Raw genomic sequence first — 22809 nt, 5'->3', positions numbered from 1 at the left:
GCTTACCCCTCGATAAAGATCAGCGCTGGTGTTTCCAGTAAGCTCTTGATCTTTTGCACAAATACCGCCGCATCCCAGCCGTCCACCACGCGGTGGTCAAAGCTCGACGACAGGTTCATCATCTTGCGCGGCACGAAGGCGGAGCCGTCCCAGACCGGCCTCACCGCCATTTTATTGACCCCGATGATCGCCACCTCGGGGCGGTTGATGATCGGCGTGCTGACGATCCCGCCCAAGGCACCCAGCGAGGTGATGGTGATCGTCGAGCCGCTGAGTTCCTCGCGCGCCGCATGACCGGCTTTGGCCGCAGCACTCACGCGGTTGAGTTCCGCCGCACAGCCCCAGAGATCGCGTGCCTCGGCGTGGCGCACGACCGGCACCATCAGCCCGGCGCCCGTTTGCGCGGCAATCCCGATATGCACCCCGCCGCTTTGCAAGATCACCCCCGCCTCATCGTCGTAATGCGCGTTCAGCCGCGGCTGCTCGGCAATCGCCCGCACCATCGCCCGCATCAAGAACGGCAGCAGGGTCAGCTTCGGCTGCTCCTCGCGGCGCGTCTTGTTGAGCCGCTCGCGCAACTCTTCCAGCGCACTCATATCGACCTCTTCGACATAGGTGATCGGGGCGATCCTGGCATGCGCTTCGGCCATACGCTCGGCGATCTTGCGGCGCAGACCGATAACCTTGATCTCTTCCTGCGCGGTGTTGCGCTGGTAACCCGCCGCGGGGGCAAGCGTATCGGGCGCGACCTCAAGCCGGTCAAGGTCTTCATGGGTGATCCGTCCCGCCGGACCGCTGCCCGCGACGCGGCGCAGATCAACACCGGCCTCCCGCGCCCGCGCCCGCACCGACGGCGCGGCCATCGGTTTTTCGCCCTCAGGCCTTGGCAAGAAGGCGCCGGTTTTGGGCGGTGCCGCGTCCTCACGGGGCGTGGCGCGCGCCGGTTTCGGCACCTCCTCCGCTTGAGGCGTTTCCGCGCGCGCCTCGGGTTTAGTTACCGGCCCAGATTCAGACACCGGCTCTGGCGCCAGTTCCGCCGCCGCCTCGGTGTTGCCCCCGCCCGCGACTTCCAGCCGGATCAGCGCAGCGCCGACCGCCATCTTGTCGCCTTCCTCAGCGCCCAGCCACAGCACTTTGCCATCCGAGGGCGAGGGGATCTCCACCGTCGCCTTATCGGTCATCACCGCCGCCAGCACCTGATCCTCGCGCACCAGATCGCCGACCGCGACATGCCATTCCGCCAGTTCCACCTCGGCAATCCCCTCGCCGACATCTGGCACTTTGATCGTATGCTGGCCCATACCTCAGGCCTCCATCGTCTGTTTGAGCGCCTCGCCGACGCGCACAGGACCGGGGAAATAATCCCACTCCTGCGCATGCGGATAGGGGGTGTCCCAACCGGCCACGCGGCGGATCGGCGCCTCAAGGTGATAGAAACAATGCTCGGCGACCAAGGCCGCGAGTTCCGCGCCGAACCCCGAGGTCAGCGTCGCCTCATGCAGGATCACGCAGCGGCCAGTCTTGCGCACCGAGGCGGTGATCGCCTCCAGATCATAGGGCAGGAGGGTGCGCAGATCGATCACCTCGGCGTCTATGCCGGTGTCCTCGGCCGCCGCCAGCGCCACATGCACCATCGTCCCATAAGCCAGTATCGTCACCTCGCGCCCCTCGCGGCGCACTGCGGCCTGTCCCAGAGGCACCGTGTAATACCCCTCGGGCACCTCACCGTCAGGATGTTTGCCCCAGCCCGTCACCGGCCGCTCATAATGCCCGTCGAAGGGCCCGTTATAAAGCCGCTTCGGCTCCAGAAAGATCACCGGATCAGGGTCTTCGATCGCGGCAATCAACAGCCCTTTGGCGTCATAGGGCGTGCAAGGCACCACCACTTTCTGTCCCGCCACATGGGTGAACAGCGCTTCGGGGCTCTGGCTATGGGTCTGGCCGCCGAAAATCCCGCCGCCGGTGGGCATGCGGATCACCATCGGACAGGTGAAATCCGCGTTCGACCGATAGCGGATCCGCGCCGCCTCTTGGGTGATCTGGTCATAGGCGGGATACATGTAATCGGCGAACTGGATCTCGACACAGGGCCGCATCCCGTTCGCCGCCATGCCAATCGCGGTGCCGACAATGCCGCTCTCGCTGATCGGCGCATCAAAGCACCGGTGCCGGCCGTATTTTTCTTGCAACCCCTGCGTGGCGCGGAACACACCGCCGAAATAGCCCACATCCTCGCCGTAAACCACCACCCGTTCGTCGCGGCCCATGGCCACATCCATCGCGTCGCGCACCGCTTGGATCATTGTCATCCGTGGCATCTCAGACCCCCGATTCCTGCCGCTGGCGGCGCAGATGTGGCGGCATTTCGGCGTAAACCCCTTCGAACATATCGCGTGCCGAGGGGCGGTTATCCGAATGCATCGTGCCGTTGGCCTCCGCCGCCTTTTGCGCCGCGATCACCGTATCGCGCATCTCCGCTTCCAGCTGCGCATGGCGGTCCTCGCTCCAGACCCCGCGCACAATCAGATGCGCCTTCAGCCGGATCACCGGATCGCCCAAAGGCCATGCGGCGCTCTCCTCCTTGGGCCGGTAAGCGCTCGGATCATCCGAGGTCGAATGCGCCCCCGCGCGGTAGGTCACATACTCGATCAGCGTCGGCCCCAGATTGCGCCGCGCGCGCTCCGCCGCCCATTGGCCGACCGCATAGACCGCCAGATAATCATTGCCATCCACCCGCAAGGACGGGATGCCGTAGCCTAGGCCCCGCGCCGCAAACGTGCCAACCCCGCCGCGCGCGATCCCTTGGAAGGTCGAGATCGCCCATTGGTTATTAACCACATTCAGGATCACCGGCGCCTTGAACGTCGAGGCAAACACCAGCCCCGCGTGAAAGTCGCTTTCCGCCGTCGAGCCATCCCCGATCCAGCCCGCCGCGATATTGGTCTCGCCCTTGATCGCCGAGGCCATCGCCCAGCCCACCGCCTGCGGAAACTGGGTCGCCAGATTGCCCGAGAGGGTGAAAAACCCCTTTTCGCGGACCGAATAAAGCGTCGGCAGTTGCCGCCCCTTCAGCGGGTCTTCGGAATTGGCGTAGATCTGGTTAATCATCACCTCCAGCGGGTAATCATCGGCAATCAACAGCCCCGCCTGCCGGTAAGTGGCGAAATTCATATCGCCCTGCCGCAGCACTTTGCGAAACGCGGTGCTCACCGCCTCCTCGCCCAGATGCTGGATGTAAAATGAGGTCTTGCCCTGCCGCTGCGCAATCACCATCCGTGCATCAAGCGCGCGCAACAGCATCATATGGCGCAGCCCTTCGACCAGATCCTCGTCGCTGAGTAGTCCCGCCCAAGGCCCCACCGCCTCGCCACCGCGGTTGAGCACGCGGATGATCGAAAACGCCTTATCGCGGATTTCGGCAGGGTCCACATCCACCGGCGGGCGATCGACCTCTCCGGCAGGGGCGATCTTGACGCCCGAGAAATCCGGCTCGCCACCGGGGCGCACCTCGGGCTCGGGAACATGCAGGCTGAGCGGCTCGGTCATAGCGGTCTTCCTTTGGTTCTGCGGACAAAAGGATCACGGATGCAGCTTAATCTAAGCTAGTTGGTTTTGGCAAAAGGGGAAGGGGGCAGGCATCTGCAGCCCCCGTGGCCGCAGATTTTCCGCGCGGCTGATTCTGGCAGGTATCGCGAAGTATGTCGGACATACCTTGGGCGCGGAACGGCTGCCTGCGCTGCCAAAACGCCCCGAACCGCAGGTTCAGCGCAGAAATCACTTGCTTTGGCTGCGAAAATTTGGGCTTATGTAGGTCAAACATAGTATGATGACCGACAAAGAGCATGCGCGACGGCATGCGCAAAGGGGGCGAAATGACGGATCTTACGGGGCAGGTCGCCATTGTTACCGGCGCCTCGGGCGGATTGGGCGCCCGCTTTGCCAAGGTGCTGGGCCGCCACGGCGCCAGCGTCGCTTTGGCCGCGCGGCGCCAAGACCGTCTCGCCGATTTGCAAGCTGAACTGACCCGCGAGGGCATCACCTGCGCCGCCTTCTCCTATGACGCCGAAGACCCCGACGCCGCGGAAACCTTGATCACACAGGTCTCCGACGCACTCGGCCCGCCGACGCTCCTGATCAACAACGCCGGCATCAGCCTGCCGGGCCGCGCGCAGGACAGTTCGCTGATGGATTTTGAGCGCACAATGGCGGTCAACCTGCGCGCCCCGTGGCAACTCTCGCAGCTTTGCGTGCAGCGCTGGATCGCCGCAGAAACCGGCGGCGCGGTGGTCAATATCGCCTCGATGCTCGCCGAGCGCGTCGGGCCCGGCGTTTCGCTTTACTGCATGTCCAAGGCCGCGCTCGCCCATATGACCGCCTGTCACGCCGTCGAATGGGCGCGCTATGGCATCCGGGTGAACGCGCTCTGTCCGGGCTATATCCGCACCGAAATTAACGATGATTTCTGGGACACTGACCGTGGCCGCGCCGAACTCACCCGCCTGCCACGCCGCCGCGTCGGCGCGCCGCAGGATCTGGATTCGGCGCTCCTGTTCCTCTGCGATCCCGCCAGCGGTTTCGTCAATGGCGCCTCGCTCACCGTCGATGACGCGCAAAGCTGGGCGTTGTGATATGAGTATTCTGGCCCCTCCCGTCGCCCCCGGTTTGCTGCGCGATCCCGCCGATGTCATCCCCTTTGACCAGAGCGCATTAACCACGTTTCTCAGCAAGCGCGGCCAGCGGTTAAGCGACGGGCCGATCCTTCAATTCGCCGGTGGCTACGGCAACCTCAACTATCTGATCCATGTCGATGACGGCTGGGCGGTGCTGCGCCGCCCGCCTTTGGGCGAGATCCCCAAAGGCGCCAATGATATGGCGCGCGAGCATCGTTCGCTCTCGGTGCTCTCGCCGGTCTGGTCACTGGCCCCGCGCCCCTTGGCCTTTTGCGATGACACCAGCGTCTTGGGCGCGCCCTTCCTGATTTCCGAATTCCGCGCCGGTCTGCCCTTGCACGGCGCCGAGCCCTTGGGCCGCCCCCTGAGCCCATCGCAAGCGCGCTGCCTCTCGCTCTTGCAAATCCAGATCCTCACCCAGTTGCACGGGTTCAGCATTGCCGCGATTGGTGCGCAGGGGCTGGGCCGCGCCGAAGGCTTTGCCGCCCGCACGCTCAAGGGCTGGGGTGCGCGGCTTGAGGGCAGCACCGCCACCCCGCCCGCCGAGGCGCTGACGCTGTTTAAACGCCTCAATGCCGCGCCTCCCGCCGACCAGCGGGTCAGCGTCATTCATAATGATTTCAAACTCGATAACGTGGTCGTTGACCCCGAAACCCTCGCCCCCAATGCGGTGCTCGATTGGGATATGTCGACCCTCGGCGCGCCGCTTTTCGACCTCTCGACGCTGCTCACCTATTGGTGCGAAGCCAGCGACCCCGCAGGATTGCGCGCCACCAATCTCACCCATTCCGAGGCCGCAGGCGCCCTCACGCGCCGCGAATTAACCCAAGCCTATATCCGCGCCTCGGGCTTTGACAGCGCGCAGGACGAAGCCGATCTGCGCCATTTCCTCGCTCTCGCTTTCGCCAAACTGGGCGTCGTCTACCTACAGCTTTACGACCGCTACCTCTCGGACCCCGAGGGCTACGCCAGAAACCAGAAATTCGGCGCCGCCGCACCCGGCGCTTTCGCCTTGGGCAATGATGTGCTCGACGGCAATGTGATCTAAGGAGAGCCAGATGGCCAAGCAGTACAGTGACATAACCATCCGCGACAGCGCCGATAAGACCGACGAACTGGCCGAGAAAACCCGCGAATTTGTCATCCGCGACTGTCTCCCGCTTGAGGAGGCATGGCGTAAAACCGGCGCATCCGTCAGCGAAGACCTACGCCACGAATTGATGGATCTGGCCCGCGCCGCAGGCGTCTACGGGCTGCATCTACCGGCGGAATTTGGCGGCGCCGGGATGGACCACCGCGGCAAGGCGAAAATCCTCGAGGCCGCGGGCTATTCGATGCTCGGCCCCCTCGCGCTGCATTGCGCCGCACCCGATGAGGGCAACCAGCATATGCTCGATGTGGTCGCCGAAGGCGCGCACCGCGAGGAATATCTGCGGCCTCTCTGCGAAGGCGAGCGCTCGTGCTTTCTGATGACCGAACCGGGCGGCGCGGGCTCCGATCCGGCGCGGCTGAAAACCGTCGCGGTCAAGGATGGCGACGACTATGTGATTAACGGCCGCAAATGGTTCATCACCGGTGCGGTTGGCGCGAAATTCGCGATCATCATGGCCCGCGATGGCGAGGCCGCCGATGCCCCGCCGACGATGTTCCTCGCCCCGATGTCCACCCCCGGCATCAATATCGTGCGGCCCTTGGATGTGATCGCCCATGACAGCACCGGCGGCCATTGCATCGTCGATCTGGACAATCTGCGGGTGCATAAATCGCAAATCCTCGGCGAGCCGGGCCTCGCCTTCCGCTACGCCCAAGTCCGCCTCGCGCCCGCGCGGCTGACCCATTGCATGCGCTGGCTCGGCGCCGCCGAACGCTGCCATGATATCGCCCGCTCCCATGCCGCGCAGCGTGAACTCTTTGGCGACAGGCTCGGCAACCACCAAGGCGCCAGCTTCATGCTCGCCGATAATGAGATCGACATCTACGCCTCGCGGCAGGTCATTGCCCATGCCTGCGCGGTGCTCGACAGCGGCTCGAAGGGCCGCCACGAGAGCAGCATGGCCAAGGTCTTCGTCTCCGAGGCCACCAGCCGCATTGTCGACCGCTCGGTGCAACTCCTCGGCGGCATCGGTGTCACCGGCCTGACGCAGGTCGAGCATATCTACCGTTCAATCCGCGCCTTCCGCATCTACGACGGCCCCTCCGAGGCGCACCGGATGGCGATTGGCCGCCGTGTGCTGCCGCGCGGCAATGACATGCTGCCCAGCCTCACCGACTTCTGATCCATTGGCCCCCTAAGGAACGCCGCAATGCTGCTGCCCCCGCTCAATGATTACGCCCGTGACGCCGCCGCCTACACACGGCCCGCACCGCCCGAGACGTTCAATTTCTGTGACGTGATCGACGGTTACGCCGAGGATCCGACGCGCGAGGCGCTGATCTGGCTGAACGCGGCGGGGGACGAGCGGCGGCTGACCTTCGCCGAAATCCGCGATCAGTCGAAACGCATCGCGGCGGTGCTGCACGCGCAGGGCATCACCCGCGGCGACCGCGTGTTGATCATGCTGCCGCGCATCCCCGAGTGGCAATTGGTGATGATCGCCGCCTTCCGCCTCGGCGCCATCGCGATCCCCTGTATCACCATGCTCACGCCCAAGGATCTGCGCTACCGGATCGAGGCGACGCAGCCGAAAGCTATCATCACCATCCCTTCGGAGGTGGCGAAATTCGACGATCTGACCGAGGGCCGCGCGAAACTGATCGTGCCCTATGGCGGCGGGCAGGCACAGGCGCAGGGCTGGGAGAACCTCGTGAGCCTTGCCGCAGGGCAGGGGCTCGACGTCGCGACCGAACGCATGCGCCCCGACGAAGGCGCGCTCATCTATTTCACCTCGGGCTCCACCGGCCAGCCCAAGGGCGTGCTCCTCTCGGCCTATTTCCCGCGCGCTTATTATGAATGCTCGGCCTATTGGTTCGACCTCAATGAACAAAGCCGCGGTGACACCATGTGGGGCACCTCCGACACCGGCTGGTCGTTCTCATTGACCGCGACCATGGTCGGCCCGTGGCTCGCAGGGGTGCGCGCGCTGACCTATGACGGGCCGTTCGATCCCGAAAAACGGCTCGAGATCATAGCGCGCTACGGGGTCACCGTCTTCGCCGCCGCCGCCAGCGAATTCCGCCACATCCTCGGCCAAGATATCGAGGCGCATGACCTGACGAGATTGCGGCTTTGCGCCACCGCCGGCGAGTCCCTTGACGGGCCGACCGCGCGCGACTGGATGCGCCGCGCCGGTTGCCGCATCCATGAGGCCTACGGCCAGACCGAAGCGCTGATGGTGATCGCCAATTATCCGGTCACCGAGATCAAACCCGGCGCCATGGGCCTGCCGCTGCCGGGCCTGCCGATTGACGTGATTTCCGAGGATCAATTCACCGCTCTACCCGCGAATGAAATCGGGCATGTCGCCATCCGCATGCCGATGGAGGGGATGATGCTGGGCTATTGGCAGGCGCCCGAGAAAACCGAAGATTGCTTTGTCACCAATGCCTTGGGCGAGCGCTGGTATATCACCGGCGATCTGGCCCACAAAGACGCCGACGGGTATTTCTGGTATGAGGGCCGCTCGGATGATGTGATCAACACCGCCGGTTACCGCGTCGGCCCCGCCGAGGTTGAGGGCGCGCTGATGGCCCATCCGGCGATCAAGGAATGCGCCGCCGTCGCCGCCCCCGATGCCGAGCGCGGCGAGGTGATCAAAGCCTTTGTGGTGTTGCATGCGGGCCATGACGCCAGCGCCGAATTGGCCAAAGACATCCAGAATTTTGCCAAACGCGAAACCGCCCCCTACAAATATCCGCGCCGGATTGCGTTTCTGGACGAATTGCCGAAAACCGTCACCGGCAAGATCCGCCGCAAAGAGCTGCGCGACCGCGAATACGCAGCCGCCAAGGGCAAATGATGCGGCCTGATCCGGTCACCGGAGCCGCAAATCACGCATAACGAGGGACGCTGTATGAACACCCAAGACCCCGTCGATCCACTGCCCGCCTACCGGCAGTTGGCCGACCAGATCGCCGACCAGATCCTTGCCGGCGAGATCTTACCGGGCAATCAACTGCCCTCGGAAACCGTCTTGGCACAGACCTACGGCGTCCATCGCTCGACCGTGCGCGAGGGCATCCGGCTGCTGGAAGAAACCGGCATGCTGCGGCGCAAGTCGCAAAAGCGGCTGGTGGTCAGCATCCCTGACGGCTCGCATCTGGCCGGACGCACGGCGCAGGCGCTGGTCATGCAACAGGTCACCGTGCGCGATCTCTATCAGGCCAATGTCGCCTTTGATCCGGTGCTGGCGGGGCAGGCGGCGGCGAATGCCAGCGGCACCCAGATCACCCGTTTGCACCGCAATCTGCGCGAGACCCGAATGGCCTCGGATCATGACGAACTGGCCGCGCTCGACGCCGAATTCCACCTGCTGGTCTGTGAGGCGACCAACAACCCGATCTTCCAGACCATGCGCCAGCCGCTGCACGATCTGTTCCTGCCGATGGTCTCGGATCTGGTGCATCAGATCGACACCTCGGCGCGGATGATCACCGCCCATGAAAAGATCGTTGCCGCCATCGAAGTGCGCGACGAGGCCGAGGCCGCCACTTGGGCGCGCCGCCATATCGAGGATTTCAAACGCGGCTATCTGAAGGCCGCGCTGGATTTTGACAAGCCGGTGAAAATGGCACGGATGAGGCATCTATGACGGCGAACACCCCTTTGGCGGGCCTGAAAATCGTCTCCATGGCCGAGCAATATCCCGGTCCGCTGGCGACGATGATCCTTTCGGATATGGGCGCCGATGTGATCCAGGTCGAACGCCCCGGCATTGGCGACCCTTCGCGGTTTTTGACCGGGTTTTTCGAGGCGATGAACCGTGGTAAACGCTCGGTTGCCTTGGACATTCGCAAAGCTGACGACAAAGCCGAACTGCTGGCGCTGATCGCACAGGCGGATGTGTTCATGGAAGGCTTCCGCCCCGGTAAACTCGCCAAACAGGGGTTGGGGTATGACGATATTTCCCCGCAATTCCCGCAGCTTATCTACTGTTCGATCACCGGCTACGGCCAGACCGGTCCCTACCGCAACCGCCCTGGCCATGACCTGACCCTGCAAGGCATCGGCGGCGCCCTCGAGGAACGTTTGACCGGTGATGTGCGCGGTCTGCCGCCCGCATTGCTGCTCGGTGACAACGCCTCGGGCCTGTTTGCCGTCATCGGTATTCTCGCCGCCCTGCAAGCCCGCGACCGCAACGGGCAGGGCACATTTGTCGACATTTCGATGTCGGATTCCGTCACCGCGCTGTTCTCTGCCGCCATCGGCATGGAGGGGCAGGCGGGCGATCCGCCGCCGCAGGCCGAGCCCGCTTATGATGTCTTCACCTGCGCCGATGGTGCGTGGATCACCCTGTCGATCGCCCATGAAGACGCCTATTGGGACCGGCTTTGCACCGACCTCGGGCTTGATGATCTGATCGGCATGAAACGCCCCGCGCGGGTCGCTGCGCGCGCCGCATTGCGCGGTCGGATCGCCGCGGTGATCATCACCCGCAACCGCGATGAGTGGGAGGCGGTGATGGAGGCCGCAGGCCAGATGTGGGGGCCGGTCAACCGCCTCGCGGACCTGCCGCAAGACCCGCATATCCAGCACCGCGAGTTGCTGGCGCAACTCACCCGCGCCGATGGCGTTAACCAATATGTGGTGCGCCAGCCGGTCAAATTCTCGGCCTATGGCAATGCGCCGCTACGCCGCGCGCCCGCGCTGGATGAACACCGCGGCGCGCAGTTCGACGCCAAGATCCGCCTGACCACCGCATGATTTCGGGGCGCGCCTGCTGCATGGGCCACGCCCGACCCGCCACAATAGGAGAGCATGATGGACGAATTTCTGGTTGAGCCCCAATGGCTTGAGGCACAACTCGGGCAGGCGGATCTGGTCTGCCTCGACTGCTCTTGGTATATCCCCGAGGCCGGAAAATCCGCCCGCGCCGAGTTTGAGACCGCCCATATCCCCGGCGCGCAGTTCTTCGATCTCGACGCCGCCTCGGACGCCACATCCAATTACGTCAACATGCTGCCCTCGGCGGAGGCGTTTACCAAGGTTGCGCAGGCGCTCGGCATCAACGCCGACAGCCGCGTGGTGATCTACGATTCCAGCTATGTCTCCGCCCGCGTCTGGTGGATGTTCCGCCACTTTGGCCACAAAAACGTGGCGGTGCTCAACGGCGGCTGGAAACGCTGGCAAGCCGAGGGCCGCGGGGTCGAAAGCGGCGCCGCCACACCGGTGGTGCGTGGCAATTTCACCGCCAGAGCCGCCGACGAAGGCGTCGCCACATGGCAGGACGTGCAAGCCGCGCTGAGCGACAGGTCCGCCGGCGTGGTCGACGCCCGCACCCGCGAGCGCTTCACCGGCGAACTGCCCTCGGGCTACCCCGGCGTTGCTGGCGGCCACATGCCCGGCGCGGTGAACGTGCCGTGGTCCGGCCTTTTGCCGCAAACGGGCGATTTCACCTTCGCCCCACCCGAAGACGCGCGCGCGGTCCTGACGGGCGCCGGTGTTAACCTTGATCAACCGGTGATCGCCACCTGCGGCTCGGGCGTCACCGCGGCGATCCTTTACTTCCAGATGGCGCGGCTCGGCAAATCCGATGTCACGCTTTACGACGGCTCTTGGCACGAATGGGGCCAGCGCGCTGATCTACCCAAGGAGTCCCTGACATGACCCGCCGCATCGCCAGCACTCTGGCCCAAACCGGCCGCCCCCATGGCAGCGGTATCACCTCGGTCAACCCGCCCTTGGTGCGCGCCTCGACCTTTGTGTTCGACAAGCTCGAAGACTTTGAGATCGCAAGCAAAACCCCTTTCGATGTGCCCTTCTATGGCCGCGTCGGCACGCCCACGACCTTCGCCTTTGAAGAGGCGATGGCCGAGTTGGAAGGCGCGCATCGTTCCATCGCCACCTCATCCGGCGTGTCGGCAATCTCGGCGGTTTTGCTGGCCTTCTTGCAGCAGGGCGATCACCTTCTGGTGGTCGATACCGTCTATGAACCGGTGCGCCGTTTTTGCAGCCGGATGCTCACCCGCATGGACGTCGAGACGACCTTTTATGACCCGGCCATCGGCGCCGGTATCGCCGATCTGATCCGCCCCGAGACCAAGCTTATTTACCTTGAATCGCCGGGTTCGGGCACCTTTGACGTGCAGGATATCCCCGCGATTGTCGCCGCCGCGAAAGCCGCGGGCATCCACACCGCGATCGACAACACCTGGGCGACGCCGCTTCTTTACCGGCCCTTAGAGCACGGCGTCGATGTCTCGATTCACGCGGCGACGAAATATATCGTCGGCCATTCCGATGCGATGCTCGGCGTGATCAGCACCAACGCCGAGACTTACGACGCGGTGCGCCGCGCCAGTCAGGATCTGGGCGCCTGCGCGGGGATTGAAGAGTGCAATCTGGGTCTGCGGGGCTTGCGCACCCTGCAGGTCCGGCTCGAGCGTCACGCGGCCACGGGGTTGGTGCTGGCCGAATGGCTGGCCGCGCAGCCGCAGATCGCGCGGGTGCTGCATCCGGCGCTGCCATCCTGCCCCGGGCATGCGCATTGGAAACGTGATTTCGACGGCGCGGCGGGGCTGTTTTCCGTTGAGTTGACCTCACGCGATCCGCAGGCCAAACGCGCCTTTATCGACGCACTCGAAATGTTCAAGATCGGCTTTAGCTGGGGCGGCTATGAGAGCCTCGTGCTGCCGATGAACCCCGCCGCGCGGGAGTTGTCGCGCTGGCAGGAATTGGGGCCGGTGGTGCGCCTGCAGGTCGGCTTGGAGGACCCGCAGGATTTGCTGGAGGATCTGCAACAGGCGCTGGCGAAACTGCCGGGGTAGGGCGCAAGCCGCACATCGCCAGACCGCGGGATGGCGACCTGCCGCAGGAACGACGCGCTTTATGGTGCACTGCCTCGCACGGAATCAAGGCGAAGCCGCCGTGCATCGTCCCACTGACGCGGCATGTGACTATTGAAAGAACAATCGCCGAGACCGTGGGCCGCCCCGACGGGCTGGCGCTACGCTCCGTTGTGTTGGATGTTGCGGCGTGCGGATGGTTGGTTGCCCCCGCGCGGAATCAAGGCGTTAGCCGCCGCGCATCGTCCCGTCGACGCGGCAGGTGATTATTTAAAGAATAATCACCGAGAGCGGGGACCGCCCGCAGGGCTGGCGATTTGGCTGCCCGAGACGCGCCGCTCAACCCTCGACCGGATTTTGCAACCATAAACCGCGCTGCTTTGCGTTCGGATCGCCACCCCGCGGTCTGGCGATGCGCTCTGTCCCCCACAGAGCCACGCAAGCAAAAGGGAGGCAGAAGCCCCCCTCTCCTTGTCGCCACCCAACCACACAACTCAAAACCCGATCGGCCAATGCACGATCTCGGACCCGTCAATAAACCGGCTGTGCCGGAACGGCGCCGGATCGACATGCGGCGTCTCGCCGGTCACCAGTTCCGCCATCAACTGCCCCGCCGAGGGCGCAATCCCGAACCCGTGCCCCGAGAACCCCGTCGACACATAAAACCCCGGCGTCGCATCAATCGCCGAGATCGCCGGGATCGCATCCGGCGTCACATCAATCCACGCGCTCATCCGCTCGTTCACCACCATATCGCGAAACTGCGGGAACAGTTTCTTGATGTTGATCGTCGCCTGATCGAGGATCTTATGCCCCGGCACCGGCCGCATGATCCGGTATTTCTCGAAGGGCGTGCGCTCGTCCAGCTGCCAGCCGCCCAGCATCATCGTCTCTTCCCATGTGCGCTTGCCGACGCGGAATTTCATCGCCCGCCATTCGTTCTTCATCGCCGGCAGGTAATCGCGGAAATAGCGAAAACTGTCGGGCACAATATCCACCGCATGGGCCGAGCGCATGCCGACATTATAGCCGCCGTCATTGCGCTTGCGGTAACCAAATCCGTTGCCCGAGCCACAGCCCTCGGGGCCACCCTCGATGGGCCGCGTGCGCATGGTCTGGCTGAGCATTTTCAGCTGCGGGATCTTGGCGTTCTGGTTGCGCGCAAACAGGCTCGACCAGATGCCACCGGCCAGAACCACCGAATTACACTTGATCCGGCCCTTCTCGGTCACCGCCTCCGAGACCCGCCCGCCTGACGTCTCGAACCCGCGCACCGCGCAGCCCTCGACGATCACCGCACCGAGTTTGCGCGCGCCTTCAATGATCATCCGCGTCGCCAGATGCGGCTCGGCATAGCCATCGGACGGCGTGTGCAACCCGCCGGCAAAATTACGCGTGTTGCCCGTGGCCAACTCATTGGCGCGCTCGCGGCCGACAAAATGCGTGTCGAGATCATAAGGCTCCATCGCCTTTAACCACGCCTCATATTTCGCCATATGCTGCTCTTCGTCGCAATAATAGGTGATCCCGCGGCGCCGGAAACCGGGGTCGGCGCCGATCACACCGGGCAATTCATCCCAGAGTTTCATCGCGTGGATCATCATCGGCATTTCGCGCACATCGCGGCCCATCTTGCGCACCCAGCCCCAGTTGCGGCTTGATTGCTCCTCACCGACCGAGCCCTTTTCACAGAGCACCACCGGAATGCCGCGTTTGGCCAGTTCCAGCGCCGTGCAGGCGCCGATGATGCCGCCGCCGACAATCACCACCTCGGTTTGCGGCGGCACGACATCGAAACTCTGGGTCGGTTGAGGGGTGATATTCATGTTCAATCCTGATCGTTTGCGGCGCCGCACAGGCGCCCTGAATGTATCAATCGCCGCGCGTCGGCACCGGTTTCGCGGCCTCGACCTCGTCAAGGACAAATTGATGGAAGGCCTGCGCCGCGACCGAGAGGCTGGCCTCATCGGCAATCATCCCGATGGTGATCGGGATCGCGGGCAAGAAGGGGCGAAAAACCAGCGCCGGATCACGGCGCAGATGCGGAGAGAAGGGGCTGACAATCGACACACCAAGACCGGCAGCAACCAGATTGCACACCGCCTCATGGGTGGTGGCCTCGGTCAGCATCTGGCGCTCGATCCCGGCCTTGTCGAACAGCGTATCGACCTCAAAACGAAACGGCGTGCCGCGCGGAAAACTGACAAAGGGCTGCTCGGCCAGATCCTGCGCGTGGATCTCCTTGCGTTCGGCAAAGGCATGATCCGCGGGAAACACACACAGCGCCGGACGGGTGATCAGGGCGCGCACATCGACCGTCGCAGTGGCAAGCGGCAGCGTCACCACCCCGATATCCGCGCGGCGCGAGGTCACCCATTCCAGGATCCGGTCCTGCGACCGCCCGTCGAGAGAGATCGCGATATCGGGATAGCGCTGGCGGAACCGCGCGATGATATCGGGCAGCACGCCATTCGCGTAAAGCCCCATCGCGGCAATCGAAATCGAGCCGCTGGTGACGCTGCGGATCGCCTGCACCTCTTGGTTCAATTCCTCCAGCCCGACAAACAGCCTGTCGACCTGTTCAAACAGCCGCCGCGCATCCTCGGTCGGCTCGGCGCCACCCTTTTGACGGCGAAACAGTTTGAACCCGACCGCGTCCTGAAAATCTGCCATCAACCGGCTGACCGCGGGTTGCGAGACCCCCAAAAGCTCGGCGGCCTTGGTCATATTGCCCAGCGTGATCACCGCGCGGAAGGCTTCTATCTGTCTGATATTAAACCGTTTCATTACCGATACCTTTTGCCGCTACTGATCTGGCCACCACGATAAGTCGAGCGGCGCCCACTGCCCGACAGGGAGGGGAGACAAGACAGCGGCGCGCTCTCCTTACTGCTACTAACATAACATATGTGCCGTCAATAACTATCTTGACGCATCAAATGTTATGATCTAGCGTTCCTGTCAATCGGCCTCTGCAATCGGGGAATGCCAGTATGAAACTACCGCTCAATGCGTCTCATTGGGGTGCCTTCCGCGCCGAAATCGAGGGCGGCGCGTTGAAGCGGATCACCCCCTTCGAGCATGATCCAAGGCCCAGCCCGTTGAATGACGCATGGCCGGAAATGATCGCCTCGGACCTACGGGTGGCGCGGCCATCAGTGCGCAAAGGCTGGCTTGAGGGCGACAAGGGCGCAGGCCGCGGGCAGGACAGTTATGTCGAGGTCGACTGGCCCGAGGCGCTCCATCTTGTCGCCGTTGAAATCTCCCGCATCCGCGAGACTTACGGCAATCAGGCTTTGTTTGCAGGCTCTTACGGCTGGTCCAGCGCCGGTCGCCTGCATCACGCGCGCACCTTGGTGCGGCGGTTCTTTGCCTCCATCGGCGGCTTTACCGATCAGGAAACCAATTACAGCTACGGCGCCGCGATGGCCTTCCTGCCGCGCGTCTTGGGCGTCAATGACGCCATCGGCGCCACCGTCACCAGCCTTGAGACCGTGCGCAAGCATTGCGATGTGTTTCTGGCTTTCGGCGGCATTCCGGCCAAGAATTTCGAGATCCAAGCAGGCGGCGTCGGCGAGCACAAGTTCGACAGCTTCATGGCGGGGATCACCGAGCGCGTCCATACGATCAACGTCTCGCCCTGGCGCAAGGATATCGAGGATCACTTCGGCGTCGACTGGCTGCCGATCCGCCCCGGCACCGACACCGCGCTCATGCTTGCGCTGACCCAAGTGATCGTCGAGACGGGGCAGGCGGATCAGGCGTTTCTCGATCGCTATACCCACGGCGCCGACCGCTATTTCGACTATCTGATGGGCCGCAGCGACGGCACTCCGAAAACACCGGACTGGGCCGAGGGTATCACCGGCATCCCCGCCGCGCAGATCCGCGAATTGGCCGCAAGCCTGCCCGGCAAACGCGTCATGCTCAGCCTGAACTGGAGCCTGCAACGCGCCCGCCACGGTGAGCAACCCTATTGGGCGGCCATCGGCCTAGCGGCAGCGCTCGGTCAGATCGGCCTGCCCGGCGGTGGCTTTACCTTCGGCTATGGCTCGTCCAACGGCATGGGCAACCCCAATTTCCGGACGCCACTTTTTGGCCTGCCGACTCTGAGCAACCGGACCGGCGCTGCGATCCCCGTGGCGCGGATTGCCGATATGCTGCTCAACCCCGGTGCGCCCTACCGCTATGCCGGAGAGGACCGGATCTATCCCGATATCAAGCTGGTCTATTGGGCGGGCGGCAATCCGTTCCACCACCACCAAGACCTCAACCGCCTGCGCGACGCCTTCCGCCAGCCGCAGACCGTTGTGGTCAATGAGTGCTTCTGGACCGCCACCGCCCGCCACGCCGATATCGTGCTGCCCGCCACCGTCTCGCTCGAGCGTGACGACATCGGCGGCGCCTCGCGCGACCGCTTTCTTCTGGCGATGCGCAAACTTGTCGAACCCGCGGGCGAGGCGCGCAACGATTACACAATTTTCGCCGATCTCGCCGAACGCCTCGGCGGTCGCGACGCCTTCACCGAAGGCCGCTCCGAGGCTGATTGGCTGCAATTCGCATGGCAGGAGATCAGCGGCAAACTCGCCGCGCGCGGCATCAACCCGCCGGAATTCAGAGACTTCTGGGACGACGGCTATTTCAAAATGCCCACGCCCTCGGAAGACTTCGTGCTCTTTGCTGACTACCGCGCCGACCCCGAGGGCAAGGCACTGACCACCGCTTCGGGAAAGATCGAACTTTTCAACCACGGTATCGCCGATGAGCCGGGGCAGGCGGGGCATCCCGTGTGGCTTGACCCCGAGGAATGGCTCGGCGCGCCCGAGACCCAGACCTATCCGCTGCATCTCCTCACCCCGCAGCCCGAGCGCAAGTTGCACGGCCAGATGGACAGTTCCGCCTATGTCCGCGCGGCGAAAATCCATGACCGTGAGCGCCTGACCCTGCACCCCGATGACGCCGCCGCGCGCGGTATCAAAGACGGCGACACCCTGCGTGTATTCAACGCCCGCGGCGCCTGTTTTGCCGTCGCCAAAATCGACGACGCGGTGTTGCAAGGCGTGGTGCTTCTGCCCACCGGTTCGACCTATGACCCCGACGGTTTGATCGACCGCGGCAGCAACCCGAATGTGCTGACCCGCGATATCGGCACCTCGGAACTGGGCCAAGGCTGTGCCGCGCAATCCTGCCTCGTAGAGATCGCGCGCTATGACGCGCCGCTCCCCGATCTGCGGGTCAACCACCCGCCCGAATTCACGACCAATTCAACCTGAAGGACGTCACCCATGAGCATTATTTTCGATCATTTCGTCCTATTGGTGAATGACCTTGACGCCGCCGCCCGCGATTATCAGGCGCTGGGGTTCACCGTGCTCGACCGCGCCGACACCAGCCATGGATCGACCAAGTTCAAATTCGTCTCTTTCCATGACGGCAGCTACATCCTGCTCACCGCTTTCACCAGCGCCGAGGGCCAGAGCGGCCACCGTCTGGGCGAGGTGCTCGACGCGGGCGAGGGCTGGGCGGATTACTCCTTTACCGTGGCGGACGCGGGCGCGGTCGGGCAGGCGCTCAGCGCCAAAGGCTTCCCCGTGCGCGGGCCGGTGCCGGTGTCGAATGTGGTGGCCAGCGGCGAAAAATGGGCGCTTGATTTGTTGATGACCGGTCGCGGCGCGGGCGGCGATGTGGCACTGCCGTTTCTGGTCTCGGATGTGACAGGCCGCAGCCACCGCATCCCTGGCCCCTCGGATCACGGCAATGGCGCCAGTGGCATCGAAAGCGTGACCCTCACCACTGCCGATCCGCGCCGCGTCGCCGATACGCTGGTCGCCATCGGCGGCAAGGACGTCGCCACCTCCAAGGGCATCCACGTGCATTTCGACGATTGCCACGTTGAAATCCTCCCCCTCGACGCCCCCAACTCCCGCCCCGGTGGCGGTATTGCCAGCGTCACGCTCAAAGGCGGCACCGCCGGGCAGGTGCTCGACCTGACACTCGCGCATAACGCGCCAATGACATTCGCCGGGGCCGCGCAATGATCCCCACCGACAAAACCGCGAAACAGATTTACCATGAATGGCAGGCCGCCCCCCGCGTGCCACCGCGCGGCATGGGGCAGCGGGTGGCACTGCTGAATGTCGATGTGCAGCGCCGCTACACCGATACCGAGGCCTTCGCCTCCGCTTATACCGGCCATCCCCGCCAGTTCGAGGCGATCAACACGCTGGCCGAGACGGTCCGCGCGCTCAATATGCCGGTGATCTGGACCTATGTCGCCTATCTGCCCTCGGGCGTCGATGCCGGTTGGTGGAGCAAACTCTCCGACAACGAAATGTCGATCCATAAGGTCGGCCACGACAGCCCGCAGGCCGAAATCGACCCCCGCGTCACCGTCGATGACAGCGACCTCAAGCTGCACAAACGCATGGCTTCGGCGTTCTTCGAGACCCACCTTCTGAGCTATCTCAACTGGCACCATATCGACACCGTGATCGTCACCGGCGGCGCCACTTCGGGCTGCGTGCGCGGCACGATTGTCGACGCAATGTCCTACGGCTACCGCGTGATTGTCCCCGAAGAATGCGTCACTGACCGCGAGGAATCGGCACATTACGCCAGCCTCTACGATATCGCCTTCAAATACGGGGACGTGAAACCCGTGGATGAAGTGCTTGCCGATCTCTCCGAAAGGAAGCCCGCATGACCCGTCTCTCCGATCCCAAAAGCTACGATTACGCGCCCTATCAAAATCGCCCAAAGATCACTTGGCCCGGTGGCGCCCGCGTTGCATTCTGGGTGGCGCCGAACATCGAGTTCTACGAACTTGCGCCTCCGCCCAGCCCGACCCGCGAAGTCTGGTATCGCCCCGAGCCCGACATCATCAACTATTCCATGCGTGACTACGGCAACCGCGTCGGCTTTCACCGCATGGCCGATGTGATGGCGAAATACGGCGTGCGCGGCTCGGTGTCGCTGAACGTCGCGGTCTGCGACCATTTCCCCGAGATCATCGAGCGCTGTTGCGAGCTGGAATGGGAGCTGTTCAGCCACGGCGTCTACAACACCCGCTACCTCTACAACATGACCGAGGACCAACAGCGCGAGATCATCCGCGATTGCCGCGACACCATCCTGCGCGCCTCGGGGCAGCGCCTCGACGGCTGGCTCTCGCCAGCGATCTCGAACGGCGAGACCACGCAGGATCTGCTGGCCGAAGAGGGGATCAAATACACCCTTGATCTGTTCCATGACGACCAGCCGATGCCGGTGCGCACCCGCTCGGAAAACCGTCTGGTCTCGGTGCCCTATATGATGGAATGCAACGATGTGCCGGTGTTGAATTTCAAGAACATCTCGCCGCGTAACTACTTGCAAATCATCAAGGATCACTTCGATCAGCTCTATGAGGAAGGCGCCGACAGCGGCACCGTCATGTGCATCCCACTGCACCCCTATTTGATCGGCCAGCCGCACCGCCTCTCGATCCTTGACGAGGCACTGGCCTATGTCACCAAACATGACGATGTCTGGCTGGCCACGGGCCGCGAGATTGCCGCGCATTTCGAGGCCCATCACTACGATCAGTTCACCGATTGGATGAAACCCTTCAACGCGGAGGTCGGGGCATGACTGTGATCACAAAAGAATATTTCGACTATCCGCACCGCAAAAAGGGGCTGGATCACGACCGGTTCGAGCGACGCTATCTGCGTGATTTGCCGCAGGTGGATTGGCGTGATGGGTCTAAGCTCAAACTCTGGGTGACGGTGAAATTCGAGCAGTTCCCGATGGATATGCCCGCCAAACCCTTTGTCGCACCCGGTGGTATGGACCGCCCCTATCCCAGCGTCTGGGACTATTCGACCCGCGACTACGGCAACCGCGTCGGCGCGTTCCGGCTGTTTAAGGTGCTCGATAAATACAACATCCGCGCGACCGCCGCGATGAATTCCGCAGTTGCCGCGCGCTACCCCTATCTGCTGCAGGAAATCCTGCGCCGCAATTGGGACGTGGCGGCCTCGGGCGTCGATATGGGCAAACTGCACCACGGCGATCTGGACCCCGCGAGTGAGGCCGCGCTGGTGGCCGAGGCGTTCGGCACCCTGCGCAAACTCACCGGCCAAAGCGTCACCGGCTGGCACTCGCCTGCGCATTCGCAATCGACCCAGACCCCCGATCTGGTGGCGGCGCAGGGCGGCAAATATATAGCCGACTGGATCAACGACGATATGCCCTATGCGTTCCGCACCTCGGCGGGTGAACTCACCCAGATGCCGCTGTCGTGGGACCTGTCGGATCATAAAATCCTCTTCACCCAGAATATGCCGATTGCCGATTACGAATGGCAGATCAACGCCGCCTTCGACGCGCTGCTCGCCGAGGCGAAAACCCGTGGCGCACGGGTGCTGTCGCTCTCGCTCTCGCCATGGATCATCGCGCAACCGAGCCGCATCCGTGCGCTCGACCGTTTGCTCGCACGCATCACCGCCACCGAAGGCGTCACCGCGGCGACCGGCGAGGAGCTCCGCAACGACTGGTTGGAGATGCAAGCGCCATGACCATCGCAGGGGCAGGGCAGGGGCTGAACTGGCTGAGCGCCAGCGACGCGGCGGCACAGATCGCCTCGGGGCAGATCACCGCGCGCGACCTGATGGAGGCCATCATCGACCGGATCAGCGCCCGCGACGCCACGGTGCGCGCATGGTCATGGTTCGATGCCGCGCGGGCGCTCAAAATGGCCGAGGAGGCCGACAAAATCCCCACAAATCAACGCGGTCCGCTGCACGGGGTGCCGGTGGGGATCAAGGATATCCTCTACACCAAGGACATGCCGACCCAGTTCAACTCGCCGCATTTCCAAGGGCATTTCCCCAATATCGACGCCTCTTGCGTGGCCCTCCTGCGCGGCGCAGGCGCTTTGATCATCGGCAAGAACGACACCGTGGAATTCGCGGTTAACGGGCGTCGCGCCGCCACCACCAACCCGCATGATCCCGCCCGCACGCCGGGCGGATCCTCCAGCGGATCGGGGGCGGCGGTGGCCGACGGGCAGGTGCCCTTGTCGATCGGCACCCAGACCGGCGGCTCGGTGATCCGGCCCGCGTCTTACTGCGGGGTCTGGGCGCTCAAACCAACTTGGAACGCGGTCTCGCATGAAGGTTTCAAAACCTGCGCCGCCAGTTTCGACACGCTCGGCTGGTATGGCCGCTCCGCCGCCGATCTCGACCTGCTGGCCGAGGTCTTCGGCATTTTCGACGACCAGACCCCCGATATTCCCGCGCTCAACGGGTTGCGCATCGCCGTCTGCCGCACCCCCGCCTGGCCGCAGATCGAGGATGCCGGACGCGCGGCACTCAAAGCCGCGACCGCCGCGCTGAAAGCGGCAGGCGTGACCGTCGAAACCCTTGACCTGCCGCCCGCATTTGACGGGCTTCCCGACGCGCATAAGGTGATCATGCAAAGCGAAATGCGCAGCGCCTTTCTGGCCGAACACCGCAAATTCGGCGCCGCACTCTACCCCGAAATGCACGCGATCCTGCGCAATGAGGCGGGCCAGACCCGCAAAGACCTGATCGCGGCGCAAGACCTCGCCGCCCGCTGCCGTGCCGAATTCGAGACCCTTGCCGAACCTTTTGACGCCGTCCTGACCCCCAGCACCGCCGGGGTCGCACCGCTTGGCCCCGACAACACCGGCGCCGCCACTTTCAACCGGATCTGGACGCTGTTGCATATGCCCTGCGTCAATATCCCCGGTCTGACCGGCGACGCGGGCTTGCCCATCGGCGTCACATTGACCGGCCCGCGCTTTAGCGACCGCAAGATCATCGCCCTGGCCGCCCGAATCGGCAGCCTCTTGGATGGCGCTCCGGTCGCCTAATTGCCGGCGCGCCATACCGCTGAAAGTGTCCGACATAATAAAATGCACGCTCTGGCGCGCATGAGGCAGGTTGATGAATATTTGTGCAGTAAATAAAGGGTTTTTTGCACGTTTGGCAGGAAAAATTATTGACCGGACCCGATGTCCTGTGCCTACAATGTCCGACATAGAAGAGTGGGAGGAGCAAGGCCCATCGCATGGTTAACAAGCCCCGGACGTCAGACGTCGCCGGTATTGCCAAACCTCCGTTGCGCCCTCGCACCGCCAAGACCCGCCAAAGTCGAGACCTAGTCCATCCCATCAGCGCCCTGCGCGCGATCC

The 22809-nt window shown here is 63.7% G+C and carries 19 protein-coding genes; 14 read left to right on the top strand and 5 right to left on the bottom strand.

All coding sequences use genetic code 11. From position 1 onward, the window contains the following. Positions 1-2: 2 nt before the first annotated feature. Genes DDE20_RS01405 through DDE20_RS01395 form a run of 3 tightly spaced genes read right to left on the bottom strand, consistent with a single transcriptional unit; the run spans position 3 to position 3546 of the window. The gene (locus tag DDE20_RS01405; protein WP_116556656.1) at positions 3-1301 is read right to left on the bottom strand and encodes a dihydrolipoamide acetyltransferase family protein; all 1299 of its coding nucleotides are present in this window, start codon (positions 1299-1301) and stop codon (positions 3-5) included. Positions 1302-1304: 3 nt separating this feature from the next. Continuing rightward, positions 1305-2318, bottom strand: a complete 1014-nt coding sequence (locus tag DDE20_RS01400; RefSeq protein ID WP_116556655.1) for an alpha-ketoacid dehydrogenase subunit beta — start codon at positions 2316-2318, stop codon at positions 1305-1307. A gap of 1 nt (position 2319) precedes the next feature. Continuing rightward, positions 2320-3546: a 3-methyl-2-oxobutanoate dehydrogenase (2-methylpropanoyl-transferring) subunit alpha gene (locus DDE20_RS01395; RefSeq protein WP_116556654.1), complete on the bottom strand. Its 1227-nt coding sequence runs from the start codon at positions 3544-3546 to the stop codon at positions 2320-2322. A gap of 326 nt (positions 3547-3872) precedes the next feature. Between DDE20_RS01395 and DDE20_RS01390 the strand changes: the two genes are divergently transcribed. Genes DDE20_RS01390 through metC form a run of 8 tightly spaced genes read left to right on the top strand, consistent with a single transcriptional unit; the run spans position 3873 to position 12593 of the window. Beyond that, positions 3873-4628 carry an SDR family oxidoreductase gene (locus DDE20_RS01390; RefSeq protein WP_165814390.1) on the top strand — a complete coding sequence of 252 codons (756 nt, stop codon included), beginning with the start codon at positions 3873-3875 and terminating at the stop codon, positions 4626-4628. 1 nt (position 4629) lies between these two features. Next, positions 4630-5718, top strand: a complete 1089-nt coding sequence (locus DDE20_RS01385) for a phosphotransferase family protein (RefSeq protein WP_165814389.1) — start codon at positions 4630-4632, stop codon at positions 5716-5718. Between the two features lie 10 nt (positions 5719-5728). Continuing rightward, positions 5729-6946: an acyl-CoA dehydrogenase family protein gene (locus tag DDE20_RS01380; RefSeq protein WP_116556651.1), complete on the top strand. Its 1218-nt coding sequence runs from the start codon at positions 5729-5731 to the stop codon at positions 6944-6946. A gap of 27 nt (positions 6947-6973) precedes the next feature. Continuing rightward, positions 6974-8626, top strand: coding sequence for an acetate--CoA ligase (locus DDE20_RS01375; protein WP_116556650.1), 1653 nt, complete (start codon positions 6974-6976; stop codon positions 8624-8626). A gap of 54 nt (positions 8627-8680) precedes the next feature. Continuing rightward, positions 8681-9418, top strand: a complete 738-nt coding sequence (locus DDE20_RS01370) for a FadR/GntR family transcriptional regulator (RefSeq protein ID WP_116556649.1) — start codon at positions 8681-8683, stop codon at positions 9416-9418. Next, on the top strand, positions 9415-10530 hold the full coding sequence (locus DDE20_RS01365; protein ID WP_116556648.1) for a CaiB/BaiF CoA transferase family protein: 1116 nt from the start codon (positions 9415-9417) through the stop codon (positions 10528-10530). The genes DDE20_RS01370 and DDE20_RS01365 overlap by 4 nt, the downstream gene beginning before the upstream one ends. A 57-nt stretch (positions 10531-10587) precedes the next feature. Next, complete coding sequence (locus DDE20_RS01360; RefSeq protein ID WP_205961596.1) at positions 10588-11433, top strand: sulfurtransferase; 846 nt, start codon at positions 10588-10590, stop codon at positions 11431-11433. Beyond that, on the top strand, positions 11430-12593 hold the full coding sequence (gene metC / locus DDE20_RS01355) for a cystathionine beta-lyase (protein ID WP_116556646.1): 1164 nt from the start codon (positions 11430-11432) through the stop codon (positions 12591-12593). The genes DDE20_RS01360 and metC overlap by 4 nt, the downstream gene beginning before the upstream one ends. Positions 12594-13105: 512 nt before the next feature. On the opposite strand, the gene DDE20_RS01350 is transcribed toward metC, so the two are convergent. Further along, positions 13106-14437, bottom strand: coding sequence for an NAD(P)/FAD-dependent oxidoreductase (locus DDE20_RS01350; protein WP_116556645.1), 1332 nt, complete (start codon positions 14435-14437; stop codon positions 13106-13108). Positions 14438-14483: 46 nt separating this feature from the next. Next, on the bottom strand, positions 14484-15398 hold the full coding sequence (locus tag DDE20_RS01345) for a LysR substrate-binding domain-containing protein (protein WP_116556644.1): 915 nt from the start codon (positions 15396-15398) through the stop codon (positions 14484-14486). A gap of 206 nt (positions 15399-15604) precedes the next feature. Here DDE20_RS01345 and DDE20_RS01340 point away from each other — a divergent pair, with 206 nt between their 5' ends. Genes DDE20_RS01340 through DDE20_RS01315 form a run of 6 tightly spaced genes read left to right on the top strand, consistent with a single transcriptional unit; the run spans position 15605 to position 22488 of the window. Further along, positions 15605-17884: a molybdopterin-dependent oxidoreductase gene (locus DDE20_RS01340; RefSeq protein ID WP_116556643.1), complete on the top strand. Its 2280-nt coding sequence runs from the start codon at positions 15605-15607 to the stop codon at positions 17882-17884. Between the two features lie 12 nt (positions 17885-17896). Continuing rightward, positions 17897-18649, top strand: coding sequence for a VOC family protein (locus DDE20_RS01335; RefSeq protein ID WP_116556642.1), 753 nt, complete (start codon positions 17897-17899; stop codon positions 18647-18649). Beyond that, on the top strand, positions 18646-19314 hold the full coding sequence (locus DDE20_RS01330; RefSeq protein WP_116556641.1) for an isochorismatase family protein: 669 nt from the start codon (positions 18646-18648) through the stop codon (positions 19312-19314). Before DDE20_RS01335 ends, DDE20_RS01330 begins: the two co-directional genes overlap by 4 nt. Beyond that, the gene (locus tag DDE20_RS01325) at positions 19311-20240 is read left to right on the top strand and encodes a polysaccharide deacetylase family protein (protein ID WP_116556640.1); all 930 of its coding nucleotides are present in this window, start codon (positions 19311-19313) and stop codon (positions 20238-20240) included. Before DDE20_RS01330 ends, DDE20_RS01325 begins: the two co-directional genes overlap by 4 nt. Beyond that, positions 20237-21169 carry a polysaccharide deacetylase family protein gene (locus DDE20_RS01320; RefSeq protein ID WP_116556639.1) on the top strand — a complete coding sequence of 311 codons (933 nt, stop codon included), beginning with the start codon at positions 20237-20239 and terminating at the stop codon, positions 21167-21169. Before DDE20_RS01325 ends, DDE20_RS01320 begins: the two co-directional genes overlap by 4 nt. Further along, positions 21166-22488, top strand: coding sequence for an amidase (locus DDE20_RS01315; RefSeq protein ID WP_116556638.1), 1323 nt, complete (start codon positions 21166-21168; stop codon positions 22486-22488). Before DDE20_RS01320 ends, DDE20_RS01315 begins: the two co-directional genes overlap by 4 nt. The last annotated feature ends 321 nt before the right edge of the window (positions 22489-22809 follow it).

Origin of the sequence: Pararhodobacter oceanensis (genome assembly GCF_003076755.1) — a bacterium.
GTDB classification, from domain to species: domain Bacteria; phylum Pseudomonadota; class Alphaproteobacteria; order Rhodobacterales; family Rhodobacteraceae; genus Pararhodobacter; species Pararhodobacter oceanensis.
Note: the sequence above shows the minus strand (reverse complement) of the source record. Positions and strands in the feature narration are given on the sequence as shown.

Bases quoted from the DNA above. Each gene is read 5' to 3' on its own strand.
- DDE20_RS01350 (WP_116556645.1), bottom strand. From the start codon at position 14,437: ATGAATATCACCCCTCAACCGACCCAGAGTTTCGATGTCGTGCCGCCG.
- DDE20_RS01345 (WP_116556644.1), bottom strand. From the start codon at position 15,398: ATGAAACGGTTTAATATCAGACAGATAGAAGCCTTCCGCGCGGTGATC.
- DDE20_RS01365 (WP_116556648.1), top strand. From the start codon at position 9,415: ATGACGGCGAACACCCCTTTGGCGGGCCTGAAAATCGTCTCCATGGCC.
- DDE20_RS01395 (WP_116556654.1), bottom strand. From the start codon at position 3,546: ATGACCGAGCCGCTCAGCCTGCATGTTCCCGAGCCCGAGGTGCGCCCC.
- DDE20_RS01400 (WP_116556655.1), bottom strand. From the start codon at position 2,318: ATGCCACGGATGACAATGATCCAAGCGGTGCGCGACGCGATGGATGTG.
- DDE20_RS01340 (WP_116556643.1), top strand. From the start codon at position 15,605: ATGAAACTACCGCTCAATGCGTCTCATTGGGGTGCCTTCCGCGCCGAA.
- DDE20_RS01320 (WP_116556639.1), top strand. From the start codon at position 20,237: ATGACTGTGATCACAAAAGAATATTTCGACTATCCGCACCGCAAAAAG.
- DDE20_RS01375 (WP_116556650.1), top strand. From the start codon at position 6,974: ATGCTGCTGCCCCCGCTCAATGATTACGCCCGTGACGCCGCCGCCTAC.
- metC (WP_116556646.1), top strand. From the start codon at position 11,430: ATGACCCGCCGCATCGCCAGCACTCTGGCCCAAACCGGCCGCCCCCAT.
- DDE20_RS01360 (WP_205961596.1), top strand. From the start codon at position 10,588: ATGGACGAATTTCTGGTTGAGCCCCAATGGCTTGAGGCACAACTCGGG.
- DDE20_RS01330 (WP_116556641.1), top strand. From the start codon at position 18,646: ATGATCCCCACCGACAAAACCGCGAAACAGATTTACCATGAATGGCAG.
- DDE20_RS01325 (WP_116556640.1), top strand. From the start codon at position 19,311: ATGACCCGTCTCTCCGATCCCAAAAGCTACGATTACGCGCCCTATCAA.
- DDE20_RS01315 (WP_116556638.1), top strand. From the start codon at position 21,166: ATGACCATCGCAGGGGCAGGGCAGGGGCTGAACTGGCTGAGCGCCAGC.
- DDE20_RS01390 (WP_165814390.1), top strand. From the start codon at position 3,873: ATGACGGATCTTACGGGGCAGGTCGCCATTGTTACCGGCGCCTCGGGC.
- DDE20_RS01370 (WP_116556649.1), top strand. From the start codon at position 8,681: ATGAACACCCAAGACCCCGTCGATCCACTGCCCGCCTACCGGCAGTTG.
- DDE20_RS01380 (WP_116556651.1), top strand. From the start codon at position 5,729: ATGGCCAAGCAGTACAGTGACATAACCATCCGCGACAGCGCCGATAAG.
- DDE20_RS01335 (WP_116556642.1), top strand. From the start codon at position 17,897: ATGAGCATTATTTTCGATCATTTCGTCCTATTGGTGAATGACCTTGAC.
- DDE20_RS01405 (WP_116556656.1), bottom strand. From the start codon at position 1,301: ATGGGCCAGCATACGATCAAAGTGCCAGATGTCGGCGAGGGGATTGCC.
- DDE20_RS01385 (WP_165814389.1), top strand. From the start codon at position 4,630: ATGAGTATTCTGGCCCCTCCCGTCGCCCCCGGTTTGCTGCGCGATCCC.